The sequence below is a fragment of the Gilliamella apicola genome, assembly GCF_003202655.1.
GTDB lineage: Bacteria > Pseudomonadota > Gammaproteobacteria > Enterobacterales > Orbaceae > Gilliamella > Gilliamella apicola_R.
On the sequence record NZ_QGLR01000012.1, the window covers coordinates 102,159 to 117,276 of the forward strand.

General features: G+C 34.0%; 14 protein-coding genes and 1 tRNA gene. 7 read left to right on the forward strand and 8 right to left on the reverse strand.

The features are described 5' to 3' along the window. Positions 1-316: 316 nt before the first annotated feature. Positions 317-1,414, reverse strand: a complete 1,098-nt coding sequence (trmA, locus tag DKK70_RS10330) for a tRNA (uridine(54)-C5)-methyltransferase TrmA (protein ID WP_110433926.1) — start codon at positions 1,412-1,414, stop codon at positions 317-319. A gap of 250 nt (positions 1,415-1,664) precedes the next feature. Here trmA and srmB point away from each other — a divergent pair, with 250 nt between their 5' ends. Further along, entirely contained in the window at positions 1,665-2,975 is a 1,311-nt protein-coding gene (srmB, locus tag DKK70_RS10335) for an ATP-dependent RNA helicase SrmB (protein ID WP_110433927.1), read from the forward strand. A 124-nt stretch (positions 2,976-3,099) separates the two neighbouring features. Continuing rightward, positions 3,100-3,702: a peroxiredoxin C gene (locus tag DKK70_RS10340; protein ID WP_034884270.1), complete on the forward strand. Its 603-nt coding sequence runs from the start codon at positions 3,100-3,102 to the stop codon at positions 3,700-3,702. Between the two features lie 135 nt (positions 3,703-3,837). Here DKK70_RS10340 and DKK70_RS10345 read toward each other — a convergent pair whose 3' ends face one another. Further along, entirely contained in the window at positions 3,838-4,170 is a 333-nt protein-coding gene (locus tag DKK70_RS10345) for a DMT family transporter (protein WP_110433928.1), read from the reverse strand. Positions 4,171-5,003: 833 nt separating this feature from the next. Continuing rightward, the gene (locus tag DKK70_RS10350; RefSeq protein ID WP_110433929.1) at positions 5,004-5,306 is read right to left on the reverse strand and encodes a hypothetical protein; all 303 of its coding nucleotides are present in this window, start codon (positions 5,304-5,306) and stop codon (positions 5,004-5,006) included. A 775-nt stretch (positions 5,307-6,081) separates the two neighbouring features. On the opposite strand from DKK70_RS10350, the gene DKK70_RS17250 reads away from it, so the two are divergent. Continuing rightward, positions 6,082-6,210 (forward strand): hypothetical protein, encoded by a 129-nt coding sequence (locus tag DKK70_RS17250; RefSeq protein WP_258363936.1) that lies wholly within the window; start codon positions 6,082-6,084, stop codon positions 6,208-6,210. A gap of 577 nt (positions 6,211-6,787) precedes the next feature. Beyond that, a complete protein-coding gene (locus DKK70_RS10355) occupies positions 6,788-7,387 on the forward strand; it encodes a hypothetical protein (protein WP_110433930.1) in 600 nt (199 codons plus the stop codon). 605 nt (positions 7,388-7,992) lie between these two features. Here the strand turns inward: DKK70_RS10355 and DKK70_RS10360 are convergent. The 3 genes from DKK70_RS10360 to DKK70_RS10370 form a co-directional block, all read right to left on the reverse strand. After that, a tRNA-Lys gene (locus DKK70_RS10360) sits at positions 7,993-8,068 on the reverse strand. A 97-nt stretch (positions 8,069-8,165) separates the two neighbouring features. After that, positions 8,166-8,480 carry a DMT family transporter gene (locus DKK70_RS10365; RefSeq protein WP_110423737.1) on the reverse strand — a complete coding sequence of 105 codons (315 nt, stop codon included), beginning with the start codon at positions 8,478-8,480 and terminating at the stop codon, positions 8,166-8,168. A 23-nt stretch (positions 8,481-8,503) separates the two neighbouring features. Beyond that, complete coding sequence (locus DKK70_RS10370) at positions 8,504-8,827, reverse strand: DMT family transporter (protein WP_110423738.1); 324 nt, start codon at positions 8,825-8,827, stop codon at positions 8,504-8,506. Positions 8,828-9,444: 617 nt separating this feature from the next. Between DKK70_RS10370 and DKK70_RS10375 the strand changes: the two genes are divergently transcribed. Genes DKK70_RS10375 through DKK70_RS10385 form a run of 3 tightly spaced genes read left to right on the forward strand, consistent with a single transcriptional unit; the run spans position 9,445 to position 11,682 of the window. Then, on the forward strand, positions 9,445-10,101 hold the full coding sequence (locus DKK70_RS10375) for a nucleoside recognition domain-containing protein (RefSeq protein WP_110433931.1): 657 nt from the start codon (positions 9,445-9,447) through the stop codon (positions 10,099-10,101). Then, positions 10,094-10,567: a YjiG family protein gene (locus tag DKK70_RS10380; protein ID WP_086358514.1), complete on the forward strand. Its 474-nt coding sequence runs from the start codon at positions 10,094-10,096 to the stop codon at positions 10,565-10,567. The genes DKK70_RS10375 and DKK70_RS10380 overlap by 8 nt, the downstream gene beginning before the upstream one ends. A 14-nt stretch (positions 10,568-10,581) precedes the next feature. Next, a complete protein-coding gene (locus DKK70_RS10385; RefSeq protein ID WP_110433932.1) occupies positions 10,582-11,682 on the forward strand; it encodes a M20 peptidase aminoacylase family protein in 1,101 nt (366 codons plus the stop codon). A 46-nt stretch (positions 11,683-11,728) separates the two neighbouring features. Here DKK70_RS10385 and DKK70_RS10390 read toward each other — a convergent pair whose 3' ends face one another. Together DKK70_RS10390 and DKK70_RS10395 are read right to left on the reverse strand one after the other, a co-directional pair. Beyond that, positions 11,729-13,975 (reverse strand): TonB-dependent siderophore receptor, encoded by a 2,247-nt coding sequence (locus DKK70_RS10390; protein ID WP_110433933.1) that lies wholly within the window; start codon positions 13,973-13,975, stop codon positions 11,729-11,731. Between the two features lie 115 nt (positions 13,976-14,090). After that, the gene (locus tag DKK70_RS10395; RefSeq protein WP_110433934.1) at positions 14,091-15,020 is read right to left on the reverse strand and encodes an alpha/beta hydrolase; all 930 of its coding nucleotides are present in this window, start codon (positions 15,018-15,020) and stop codon (positions 14,091-14,093) included. Between the last annotated feature and the right edge of the window lie 98 nt (positions 15,021-15,118).

The following is a 15,118-nucleotide window of genomic DNA, read 5'->3' on the forward strand; positions in this document are numbered from 1 at the left end:
ATGTAGTAATAGGATATCTTAGGAAGTCAAATGGTATCATGACAGATCAATGACCATTTTGTAATTTGCTAGTCATTAATTAGTCGGTTTGAGTTTGCTATAGTAACGCAACAATGATTCATGAGGCTAGACAGTATTGTTTCATTGTTTTATTTCCTTTCATCCATTCCTTGCAATTTAATGCAGCCCTAGTTTATCTAGGGTTTTTTTTTGCTTTTTAAACTACTTGATATGTAATAATTAGAATAAAACGGTTAATTAAGCGTAAAGCTAGTGTTATTGTAGCAAAATTAACCTTAGTTGGATATTGTCGATGTTATTTTTTACGAAGAACAATACCTGTTTCAACATGATCTGTATAAGGAAACTGGTCAAACATCGCAAAATGTTCGATATAGTGCGTTTTAGTCAGTTGTTGCAAATTATCTTTTAGCGTGTGAGGATTACATGAGATGTAGACAATTCGCTGATAACTTTGAATAATATTAATCGTTTTATCATCTAATCCCGCTCGAGGAGGATCAACTAATACCGTTTGACAGTGATAATCATCCAAATTAATCCCTTTTAATCGATTAAATTCTCGCTCTTTTTTAATCGCACTAGTAAACTCTTCAGCAGATAATCGCACAATGATCAGGTTCTCAATATTATTGATTTTGATATTATGTTGCGCTGAATAGACCGAAGCTTTGGCAATTTCGGTCGCTAGCACCTTACGAAAATTTTGTGCCAAGGCAATCGAAAAATTACCATTGCCACAATAAAATTCGAGTAGATCCCCTTCTGACCCTTTAGTCACCGAAATAGCCCATTCTAGCATTTTTATATTGATAGCTGCATTAGGCTGAGTAAAACTATTTTCTACTTGTCGATAACTAAAAGTTTTATCGAATATTGGTAAAGTCTCATCAACATAATCAACATCGACCGCAATTTTTTGATTGCTTGCTCGACCAACCAGATTGGCTTTAATACCTCGTTCAGCTAATTGTTGTTTCAATTTCTCCGCGGCACTTACCCACTGCGCATCTAGTTTTTTATGATACAAAAGTGTGATCAATAACTGTCCACTAAGCGTTGAGAAATAATCAATTTGAAAAAGTTGATGACGTAAAATATCGTTATATTGAATTAACGGTAAGATGGTCTGCATTGCACTATTAATTAATTTTGCGGCAATAGGAAAACTATCAATTCTTACTCTTCGCTTCGTTTTTTTATCATACATAATATGATAAAGCTCATCACCATTATGCCAAATTCTAAATTCAGCTCGCATTCGATAATGACTAATTGGTGAAGAGTAAGTCACTAATTCAGGCAAGGAAAAATCTGATAGTATAGTTTTTAAATTGGTTATTTTTTTGCTTAGTTGTTGGTTATATTTATCGTTAGAAAAAGATTCTGTCATATTTTTAATTCGATCATCAATTTAGATAAAGTGTGAATAGTATTCGCTATCTTATAAGGTGTTTAATTCTATCATAATCGCTAACCTATGATAAGGTTATAGGCGAGTAGCGACTTTATTATCTACCACATTTGTCGGCAAAACCAGTTTAATGCTTGTTTAAAGCTAAATCAGTTGCGTGTCGATAAAGATTGTAGTTATAGCGATTGCCGTTATAATGTGGAGCAAAATGATAGATTAGAAGAGCACTATGACAACGCAAACTTTCACTGATTTACAGTTAGATGATATTTTAATTGACAACCTACAAGCGCAAAACATTCACGAACCCACTGCAATTCAAGCTCAAACCATTCCAGTAGCTTTAGACGGTAAAGATGTTTTAGGATCGGCACCGACAGGTACCGGTAAAACGTTAGCCTTTCTCATTCCAGCCGTCCAGCATTTACTTGATTTTCCACGTCGAAAACCTGGGCCACCAAGAGTTTTAATTTTAGCCCCTACTCGTGAATTAACCATGCAAATAGCTGAGCAAGCTAAGTTACTTACCGAGTCGACTCACCTAAGTATAGCTACGATTACCGGTGGTGTTGCTTATATGAATCACGCCGAAGTTTTCAGCAAAAATCAGGATATTGTTATTGCGACAACCGGCCGTTTGTTACAATACATTAAAGAAGAAAACTTCGATTGCCGTGCTGTTGAAATGTTAATCTTAGATGAAGCAGATCGTATGTTAGATATGGGATTTGCTCAGGATGTGGAAACTATTTCGGCTGAAACTCGCTGGCGAAAACAAACCCTACTGTTTTCAGCAACATTAGAGGGCGAAGGTTTACACAGTTTTGCTAATCGTATTCTTAACGAACCCGTTGAAATTAATGCCGATCCTTCGCGAAAAGAACGAAAAAAGATTTTACAATTCTATTATCGTGCCGATGATTTGACTCACAAAGTGGCTCTATTAACTCACCTGTTAAAACAAGAGGAAGTTAAAAAGACCATTGTCTTTGTGCGTAAACGTGAACGAGTACATGAGTTAGTATCATTACTGCACCAAGCAGGCATTCATAGTTGTTATCTAGAAGGTGAGATGGTGCAAGCCAAGCGTAATGAAGCCATCAAACGAATGAATAATAACAGCGTTAACGTACTGGTCGCCACTGATGTTGCTGCTAGAGGAATTGATATTGATGATATTACCCATGTCATTAATTTTGATGCGCCTAAAACCGCCGATGTATATTTACACCGAATTGGGCGCACCGCCAGAGCAGGAAAAAAAGGCACCGCCATTATGCTCGTTGAAGCTCACGATAATGAGTTGTTACAGAAAATTGAACGTTATATTCGTGAACCAATCAAATTAAGAACCATTGATGAACTTCGGCCAAAAACCAAAGCACCAAAACCGGTGACTAAAAAGAAACCTTCGCAGAAAGCTAAGCAAAAAAATGCCGCTAAAAAACAGGAAGAGACGAAAAAGAAAAAAGTAAAACAACGTCACCGAGATACTAAAAATAAGGGAAAACCTAATAAAATGATAATTAAAACCGAATAATAATTTACTTATCATAGGTTAAACTTATGAAATCAATCGCTGATAACAACTTGGCGTCTCGTCACAGATTGCTATAATGCACTGCATATAAAATATAAATATTCGTTACACAAGGAGACATTGTATGACATTAGTAACTCGTAAAGCACCAGATTTTACTTCAGCAGCGGTGCTGGGTTCTGGTGAGATTGTGAATAACTTTAATTTAGCTGAGCATATTAAAGGTAAATATGCTGTGGTATTTTTCTGGCCTATGGATTTTACTTTTGTATGTCCATCTGAAATTATTGCATTTGATCATCGTTTAGAAGAGTTCAAAAAACGTGGTGTTGAAGTAATTGGTGTCTCTATGGATTCTGAATATGTTCATAATGCATGGCGAAACACGCCACAAGATAAAGGCGGTATTGGTGAAGTAAAATTCCCAATCGTAGCTGACATTAAACATAGCATTATGCAAGATTACGGTGTTGAACATCCTGAAGCTGGTGTTGCGCTTCGTGCTTCATTCTTTATCGATAAATCAGGTGTGGTGCGTCACGAAACCATCAATGATTTACCAATTGGTCGTAACATTGATGAAATGCTACGTATTGTTGATGCTTTCCAATTCCATGAGGAACACGGTGAAGTGTGTCCTGCACAATGGACTAAAGGCAAACAAGGTATGCAAGCCAACCCAAATGGTGTTGCTAGCTACTTAAAACAACACGCTAACGAAATCTAACATTTTCTGACACTAAATAATTAATAATTTTCTTACTTTCCTTCTGATTTCAACCGGAGTTTACCTCCGGTTTTTTTTGTTTCTCTAAACGTTAAAATAATTTATCTAAATAACAGTTTAATCATTAATTGTTTATTAATGTCCAGAAACATTAGAGAATAGATTGATAATTACCACGCCAAATATAATAAACCCCATACCAATTAATGCCGCCAGATCTAATGACTGCTTTAAGAAGATCCAAGCGATTAAACTGATGATAATAATCCCTATTCCAGACCAAATTGCATAAGCTATGCCCACAGGTATAGTTTTCAAGGCTAGCGATAGAATATAGAAAGAAGCACTATAACCGATTATGGTGATAATCGAAAAAACCAAGTTGGTAAAACCATTAGATAGTTTTAAGGAAGATGTTGCAATGACCTCACAGATAATTGCCCCCAAAAGTAGTAGATATGCGTTCATATGATTACTCTTTAATAAGTTAAAATTTTAATCAATAGGATATAGACTCGTTGTGGTACATTTTTATAGAGTATTGCGATATTAAAATGCGTTAAATAGATTATGATTTATGGAATATTACAACGGTTAATGGTGGTTAAGGTACCTACTAATAAATGATTAGCTTAAATGCCCATATATAAAATATAACCAACATCGGCTATTGCTGTTTATTATACCTAAAAATAAGGAACTTGCAGTCTCTTTTATTAATGTTGGGTGATTAACGTCAGCAAATTAGCTGATTTTGTTCAACAGCAATTCTACTAAACTTGAAAACTCTATTTATTTCAACGTTCATCTATTTTAATATCAAACAATATAAATTGCTAAAAAAGTAATAAAATCTTTCATATCGTGCTAGTGTAGTTATGGCTAGAATTTAGAACATTTCTTAAAAATCTTAATATTTTATTGATTAGTTACCCCCACTCAAAGGTTAAACCTATTAAGGATGTTGTAGTTATTTATAACACCGATGATATTGTAACTCGATCATTTATTATTAACGTTACGTTTTTAATAATTGGATATAGTAAAAATTGAACAATAAAAAAATCAACAAATGATTTATCAACAGTAACTATAATGAGAGATATGTCTCCTCAATTAAAATAGTAACTTTTAGTGATCAGGTTAATTTTATAGCCATTGTTTTTTTGTGGTAGCTAAAAATGATGCTGTAATCACAGTTTAAAATTCACTGGAACAGTTATAATGTTTTGCGCTTTAGCTTCGGCGAGCTGGAATTTATATACTTTTTTCTTTTTTTGATTCTTTATCATTAAAATTATTCAAAAATTTTTTTCACAACGATTAAAATATTCTGAAAATTTATCAGAAAAAAACAAATCAACACCATCAATTGAAATACATGGCATAACCATATTAGTATTAATTAAAAACATATTTTCTTTGCCTGGTTTAATTTTGGTACGTATTTCATTCAAGGCTTGTTTATTAATCAAGGTATCTATCTTAGAGTTTGCTGCAACAATTTGATTATGGTTAATGATAAAATTATCTGCATTTCCATTATAAGAACCGTTGAATGTCGGTCTTTTACTTAATCCCCCCTGAATCTGTTGACTGATCAAATGTATTTCGTCTTTACCTAGTTGAGTAGGTTTAGGAAATAAAAGAGTTTCATCTTTTATCGAGCTATTTAGAGTAGCTCTATCACAACCTACGCTTCAGCAAGTAGATAAATGCTAATGGTATCTGATGATTCAATATAACCCGATAATGTTTTCATAAAAATAACGCTGACAAAAACACAATTAATTTACTAGATACACTATATTATTATCCTAGATGACAACATAGCGACTGATGACATTTCGGCAAGTTTTAGCCAACATACGCTGGCTATCATCTGCCCAGAATCATTGGATTATAATCAGAATATTTCCACTACGATAAAATCTATTACTTACTATCAAGTGCCACTGCAACAGATTATTAAGCCTGCAGTTATTGTTTATATTACATCTATTAAGATGGTGTTGAGGTGTAACGCAACATATCATTAATTAAAAATGTACTAAACACCTGATGAGCTAGATGAGTATAATTTAAGTTTTATTATCCTATTGAATATAAGCATAATATTATAATTAAATAAAAAAATTTCTAGATTAAAGTTGGTCGAGCTGAGAATGTTAAAAAAACGACTTAATTAATAATCTTAAATTTAAAACAAAATACGTTAATTTAAATTGGCTTGTTAATCTTTTGAATGTCCTCAAAAACAAAAATTTTTAATAGTGGGTTGTAATAGGATGACTATCAACCTATTGATTTATAAATAATTACCATTAAAGTACCAGAACAATAAAACAATGGAACTTTACAACGATTTAAGGAACGAAAATGGTTGCACCTCAAGATTTAAAAACTTATCGCATTTATGTACTAAAACAAAGAAAAGGTGGAAGTGAAATACTTTTAGAAACGAAAACAAACACGGTTAGCTTTGAAGTGGCAAAAACTGCATTTTGACAATTATATAATATGCAGTATGATAATAAGCATCTCTTATTGATGACTTGCAATAGCAAGAAAATAAACGTTTATCGTTATCAATCAAAGCTTGGTGATGATGGTTATCTTTCTGTTGATAGCGAGTTAAATTATGAATAGATAAAGACAACGAAAAAACCAACTAACTTACCGTGCCGGCAATTCCGATCATTCTTGATTATCGGCACATACTTAACAGCTCAGGAAAGAGCTGCTCAAGAAATTAACCGTTATTTGCGGAACTCGAAAAAAATATTTTGATCAAATTATAAATTTAATTCATTGATATTTTATGTAATATTATAATTTTAATTTTCACTATATAACATTATGTATAACATAAAATCGTTTTAATATACCTAATAATTATCTCAATATTAACAATAAATTAGGCTAAATTAAAAAGTAAAATTTATTTCGTGATTTTATATCACTAATGACAATTATAATAATTATTATTAATAATCAATAAATTACCCTAGCGTCATTATGATGTTGTATGTCGTTAATAACATAATAAAATAAGCAAATTATTATATATTATCTGGAGAAATATATGGATCAAGGAATCGCTATTGTTATAGGTGCAATAATTGGGGCTTCGATATCTGGTTTTATTGCATGGTTAGTTTCAAAAAATAATTTAAAAGCAGTTGAACTTACAACTATTGCAACTATTGAAGCACAATCGAAAATATTACAGGCAGATCTAGAACGAACAGGACAAGAAATCAAAGCTAAAATTGGTATTGAAGTTCTATCAAAAAATAGACAAGAATGGATAAATTTACTAAGAAAAGAAATATATGATGTCGTAATTATTAGAGTGAAACTAAATGAACAAATATTAAATGAAAGTTATACTACAGAAGTTCTTAAAACGTATGTATTAAAAATACAAGAAAAAGTTGCGTTTTTGTCATTACTACTCAACCCTACAGAAGAACACCATATAGATTTATTGCTTTTACTTGAAGAAATGGAAAGGACTATTCGCAATTATAATGATGAATTATTGTTATATATAAGTCAAAAGAATACTGTGAATGATATCAATAACGCTTTAAATAATTTCGATAATACAGTCACAAAAATACAAAAACAAGCGCAAATTATATTAAAAACTGAATGGAATCGAGTAAAAGAAGGAATTTGATAACAATTCAATCCCTTTAAACTCGTCAAATGTTTGTTTTGTTCATCCGACAGATTGAGATTAACCACACAATACTCAAAAAAGTAAATAGGTACCAAATGACATTAGGAAAGCAACTGCAGGATCTATCCTGTCGTTACTTTCTTTTTATTTGGTTTAATGTTGCTATCTGTCTCCATAACCGCATTAGCAATAGCCTAAGCCAGAACAGGAGCGCCATTGTGTTTAATCAGATTACTGCTGATAAATACCTTGGCTGTTTTTGAAGTTGAGTTTTAGCGTGCATATGTAACTATCCCCTAAAATAGTATATACGCCTGTGGGAATGGCTCGACATCCAAGCCGATATTTTTGTAATTGTGTGATGCTCCATATATCAACGTCAATTATTTACCATTGCCTAACCGTTTGAGACTCATTTCAGGGCTTGATAATCTTTGCGATGTTATAAACGCTAAGTTATATGTGAGCCTATAATATAACGCCTAACATAACAGTCTGAATTTTGAAAAAGATTGTTGAAATTACTTGAAATAAGATTACTTTAGCGTTCTTTATTTGCAAGGATTTTTGTGAACATATTTGAGAGATAATAAATTATAGAATGGTGGGTTGTGAGGGGATCGAACCCGCGACCAATTGATTAAGAGTCAACTGCTCTACCGACTGAGCTAACAACCCACTGGAAAGTGGCATTATTTTATATAACTTTATAGAGTAATGCAACATTTTCTAGTTTGAAATTAATATAATAACTAAATTCAACACGCTTTTCTTGCTACATAGTAACATGCAAACCGACAATACCAATAACAATAACACTTAGCCCAAATATTCGCGTGCAATTTTTGGGCTCATTAAATATAAACATATTGGCTAATACGGCGCCCGAAGTACCAAGTCCTACCCAGACAGGGTAAACGATACTTAAATCTAGATATTGAAGTGAAAAATAAAACAGGGTGAACGAAACGAAAAAACCACCCCAATACAGCATTAAGCGAAACAAGCTTTTTTGCTGAGAATAAAGTTTAAGACCAATAGCGCCAACAACTTCAAAAATTGCAGCTGTTAAAATAAATAACCATCCCATATCTTAATCCAAATTTGAGTTAATTAGCTATCTGCTCGTTTAAGTTGCACAACACCGATAATAATTAATGCAACAAAAAATATTTCAATAAGTTTGATTTCTTTACCAAATACAACCATGTCAATAACTAATGAACCAATGGCCCCGACGCCGGAAAAGATTGCATATACGGTGCCAGTAGGAATGGTTTTACATGCATTAGTTAAAAACGTAAAATCAATAACGATTATGAGTATAACAATAACCCAATGCCACCACTGATTTGCAGTAGTAAAACCAAATACCCAACACAATTCAAAAAAGCAGGTGAGAACAACAAATGCCCACTCTTTATTCCTGCTGTACATAATGACCTCATTATTTTTTTATTTTTAATTTATATTGCTTAATTTTGTCTTTTCATTAATGTGCTTAATGAAAACAAAAGACGGTTCGCAAACTAGAAGGTTTGCCACCTAAAGATTATGATGTTTATGCAGAGAAACAATTCAACTTTATATAAAATATCGATAATTCGGAAACAGGTTATTGATACTTTATTACTATTTCTTGCCATATATTTATAATTCTATAATGACGGTTGCAAAATGGCAAGCCTAGCGTAATTGTTAATTACATGCTTTTAAATAACTTTCTCAAAAATCATTAAAAGTAGAAAGAAAAATAGTGCTTTTAACCCATATTTCTTACCCAACATGATCAGCTTTTAATGGGTTGATTCTGCCTTTAATACCAACGATAGTTTAGCTTTATTCAGCTTTATTATTAATATGAATTAATGAATATAGACAATTTGAATTGTAAAAAATTTGCGGAAAGGGGTTTTTTTTCAATTAAATCAATATAGAATACTTTGCTTAGTGCTTTAGTTCTTTTCGAAAGCAAAATAATTCAAGTACTTTAAACACAACTTATTTAATACTTTTATTAAAGAATAAGTCAGATAAATCAAAAGGAATAGATAATGTCAAAAAAATCGGACGATGAATTTAAAGTCGGCATAAAAGCTTATGTATCACTTATTGTGGCCATACTGTTTTTTTCCGGACTATTTTATAATGTAGATGGAAAGGCTTGGTTGGGGGCATTTGATTTTACCAGTTTAAGTGGTAAGTTTGGCACAATGCTCCATCCCGAGAAAAATACCTTCGTTGGTGAGGGTGGACTTAGCGCCAGAGCAGGCTTTATTTTCGCTCTGTCATTAATCCCAACCGTTATGCTTGCATTAGGCGTGTTAGAAATCTTTACCCATTATGGTACCATCCGTGCTGCTCATAAATTATTAACTCCACTACTTAAACCTATCTTAGGCGTTCCGGGAAAAACGGGTTTAGCGTTAATTACGGATTTACAAAGTACTGATGCTGGCGCGGTATTAACCAAGGAATTATATGATGAGAAGCAGATCACGAAAAAAGATCTGATCATCATTAGCGCATGGCAATATTCTGGAGCCGGGTTGATAAATAACTATTTTTCGATTGGTTCAGCACTATTTGCTTCAATGTCTGTCGCAATATTTACGCCACTCGTCATTATGATTGTATTGAAATTTGTCGGTGCAATTTTAGTCCGCCTTGTTTTAAATTCAGTTTATAAAAAGGATTTTATCAATGAGTAATTCAAGCAATCAAAAACAGACTAACAATCCATTAGACATTTTTGTCATTGGTGCGCGTAAAGGCTTTAATATTGCGATTAACAATTTAATGCCTAACATCATTATGGCATTTGTTATTACCGAAATATTAAAAAGACTTGGCTTAATGCAATTAATTGGTGAAGTATTTGCCCCGGTCATGGGACTATTTGGTTTACCGGGTGAAGCAATTACCGTTTTATTGACTGCTTGGTTATCAGCCTCGGCAGGAACAGGGGTTGCAGTAAATTTAATTAGTACTGGCACTCTTAGTGGTATGGATATCACAATTTTAGCACCAGCTATTTTCTTAATGGGTTCACAATTACAATATATGGGACGCCTATTAGGCGTTGCTGATGTGCCGAAAAAATATTGGCCACTATTAATGGTTAATAGTATTGTTAATGCGTTAATAGCTATGATCATTATGCGATTTATTGTGTGATAAAGGAGATATCTATGTCGAACGTACTCGAACACTACCACTATTTGCATCAAATTCCTGAACTTGGGTTTGAAGAAGTTAAAACATCCAACTATATAGCCACTAAACTGGAAGAAGCCGGTTATAAAGTCACGCGTAATATTAATAATACCACCGGAATTGTGGCTGAATATGATAGTGGTAAATCAGGCCCCGTACTGGCATTACGCGCTGATATGGACGCTTTAGGACATATTATTGATGGTCAACATTGTGCCAGACACACCTGTGGTCACGATGGCCATTCATCAATGTTATTGACCGCCGCCCAAGAGCTTATTAAAGAAGGGAATATCAAAAAAGGCAAGCTAAAGTTGATCTTCCAACCTGCTGAAGAGTTAGGTTCTGGTGCATTAGCTATGATTGAGGGTGGTGCAATTGACGATGTTGATATGATCATCGGTTTACATGTTCGTCCTAAAGAAGAATGCCCTAAAGGCTTTGCATCTGCTGCTATGTTCTATTCGGCTTCAACCACAGTTGAAGTCAATATTCATGGTATTCCCGCACATGGGGCAAGACCACATTTAGGCGTCAACGCTTTAGATGCGGCAACTATGGCAATTCAAGCCGTGAATACCATTCATCTAGCACCAAGTTTAACCTATAGCGTCAAAGCAACTCGTTGTATTTGTGATGCCGGTGTAACCAATGCTATTCCGTCCGAGGCTTATGTTTGTTGGGATTTACGCGCACCAACCAACCCTGCTATGGATGAATTAAAAGCCAAAACGCTTAAAGCGATTGAATTAAGTGTAGCATCTATCGGTGCTAAAGCTGATATCAAAGTATCGAAGGAAATCCCTGCTGCGGAAATTGATGATGAAGTTACGCAAATTATTGCTGAATCTATTATCGATGTACTTGGCAAAGAGGGATTGAAAGAACCAATTTTCACACCAGGTGGCGAAGACTTCTTTAATTATCCGCGTGAAAGAGATGTAAAATCTGGTTTTTGGGGCTTAGGTGTCGATTTGACACCCGGTCTTCATCATCCTGATATGACTTTTGATACATCTGCATTAGAAAATGGAGTAAAAATTACTAAAACTTGCGCTTTGAAAGTTTTAGGTTAAGCAATAAATCCGCCGATTATTTCGGCGGTTTATTGAGCGTAATTGTTTAAAATGAGACATTAGTATTAATAAATAAGGTTCTCCCTGGTTCGTTATATGTTGCAGCACCAGCACCTCGAACACTGATTACACCGTTTTGAGGATTTTTTAAAGAAGAAGAATTCCCCTTTCTAAACAGACGTTTATCAAATAAATTATCAACACCAACTGTGAACGTAAAATTCTTGTTAAATTGATATTGTCCACTTAAATTTAAAAGCGCATAAGGACTGAGTTGATTAGTTGAACTATCTGTAAGTTTTTCACCCAAATAGTCATATTTTCTCGGTCGTTGTTTGCCATACCAAGTAACAGCAGTTAATAATGAAAATTTGTCGGTTGCTTGCCAATCTATTGAGGAGTTTAAGGTATATTTCGGGATGATTGACAAATAATCACCGCTTTTTTTATTTTTTGACTGCAACATCCACGTTAGGTTATTACGAAAATTAACAGTTGATGTAACAGGAATAGTTATACTACCTTCCAATCCTTCAATTACCGATTTAGGTACATTTTGCCACTGAAAAATATTCGAATTTTTAAACTTATTTTGGCCACCTTCTGCTTGACCAATAGGGCTAGTACCAGAATCGATTTTATTATGATAATCATTACGGAAATAAGTTAAGCCTGCAATTAAGCCTGCATTATTATGAAACTCTAAACCGATTTCTTTATTTACACTTGTTTCCGCTTTTAATTTTTTGTTACCTATTAAGTAACAACTACCACCCGCGCCATAACAGCCCTGTCCACGACTATAAAGCAGATAATTAGGGTTAGTTTGATATAAATTAGGTGCTTTATAGGCTCTAGCAATACCCAGTTTTAAACTAAAATAGTCACCTATTTCCTGAAATAAATTTAACCCTGGACTCCAGTTACTACCTGACTCGCTTTGATGATTATAGCGTATCGTTGGCGTCAACATGGTAGTTTGGGTGAGTTCGATGTTATCCTCAACAAACACGCCCCAAAGATTAGCTGAAGCGTTTTCACTGCGATCTTTATTTTTAATCCATGGTATACTGCCACCTTCTGTAATAGTTTGTGTATTGGAAGTGGGATCTTTCATCTTTTGATGATTATATTCACCACCAATAGTCATGGTTTGTGGAACCACAATGGTTAACGGAAAACTAGTTTCATTATGTAAAGTAAAATTATTGTATGTAATCGTTGAAAAATTATCATCTTTAAAGCGGCCTTCAGTACCGCCAGCTAAACCTTCATTCAAACGACTATTATGTGTTTTTTCAAGTTGGATATAAGACATGGTATTCACGCCATTGTCCCAATAACCACGATGAGTAACTGAGTAATTTTGACGATTCATTCTATTAGTTTCGTCATTATAAAATCGACTAACCAATTTATCAGGATTATTATTTTGGGTATCCCCAGCGTAAATATTACCTTGTCGACTAACACTTGTTTCAAATTCTAGTGACTGTTTATCAGTGATATCCCAACGAAGTATGCCATTGATATCTTTATTACGCACCCCTTCACGCCCGGCACTAACCGAAGATGGATTAATTTGATGTTTTTTGTTGATATCCCAATCGTCAGCCTCAGTTTTGTTGAGATTACCATATAAACGCATACTTAAATTATCCGTTAAGCCACCAGTTAATAAAAAATTGGTCCTTTTGGTTGCCCCTTCTTCTCTATGTGAAGGTAGATTTAAATAGCTATTCCACGAAATATGCCACTCTTTAGTCGGCTGTTTTGTGATAATATTCACGACACCACCAGCAGCACCATCACCATAACGCGCGGCGGCTGGACCACGCAAAACATCAATCCTTTCGATAATTTCAGCAGGTACCCAATTGGTATCACCGCGAGTATCTCTTTCACCCCGCCAGCCATAGCGAACTGACATACGGCTTTTTACTGGTCGTCCATCAACTAAAATTAAGGTATTTTCTGGTCCCATTCCGCGAATATCGATTTGTCGATTATTACCGCGTTGACCACTAGTAGAGTTACCGGTCAAACTAACACCAGGCATGGTGCGAATGATTTCTGAAATATCATTTCTAGGTGGCATTTTACTTAATTCTTTTTGGGTAATCACTGAAACACCTAACGCTTGTTTGCTCTGCTCTGCGGCGGTGACGACCATAACTTCATCGGAATCTGTGTCGTTATGAACTGATGAATCGCCATTATCTGCATAGGCATTGTGACAAATAAAACTGATGAGTGTTGCTAATAAGTAAGTCGATTTATATTTTGTATTCATATATTATCCCTGATATTTTATTAATAATGATTATCATTATTAATTAAGCCGAAGTAATATAAATGAAATTCATTTATATTCAAGCTAATTAGGGATATTTGGATTAAATAAATTTTTATTTAACTTTGAAATTTAATTGAATGCTATCTTGTAGCGCAATAATAGCCGCTGTTTTGTGCGATTGTTCAGGATAGACTTTATAACTTATGGCGAGCTGATTAAGTTTAGCTTGTTTTAATCGAGTAAATAGCTGTTTTGCATAATCGACCATTTTTCGATTCTGGCGGTGTTTTAATAGCAGTTTTCGCTGCTGTTCGGGTAATGCCTGCTCAACAGGCAGTAAAGATTGTTCGGCACCGCCCACAGAGATCAACAAATTAACGGGTTGATTTAAAGAATGTTGATGACTTAGTAGATATTTTGATAACACACTAAACATATAACCATCACTAAACCACAGAGATGGGCTGGATATCACATAAGTATTAAAAACCACTGGTTTAGTTAAAAAAATGTATAAATTAAATAATCCACCATAGGAATGGCCAAAAATGGCTTGCTGGTTAGGATTAATAACATAGCGCTTTTCTATTTCCGGTTTAAGCTCTTGGGTTAAAAAATCGTAAAAAGCATCTGCTCCGCCGTACCTACTGGCCAAATTTATTTGCTTATTGGGCAAAACTTCAAAAACATAATTCTCTGGTTTAGGTAAAAAATCAACATCACGCCGTGTTTGATTAAAATAATCTATGGCAACAATGATGCCTTCTTGAATAATGCAACGTTCACACGTTTGATTTGTAATTATTTGCTTAGTTGCTAAAAAGTAACTGTCACCATCAAGTAGATAAATAATTGGCCAACCACCGTCGGGAGTCGGTTTATTAGGAGTATAAATCGTTACTTTATAATCGCCATTGGTTTTTGAATGAAATAGTTCAATATGAGTATTCGGGATAGTCACAACTTTCGACAGATGAGATTTTGACTGGCAACCAGTGATGACAAACACCATTAGGATATAAAAAAAACTTAATCGTGACATAAATTGCACCAGAATATCAATTATCAATTAACTATAAGATAGGCTAAATATGTTGAGTTTACCAATGTTAAACTAAATAAAGCTGAAATTACTGTCGA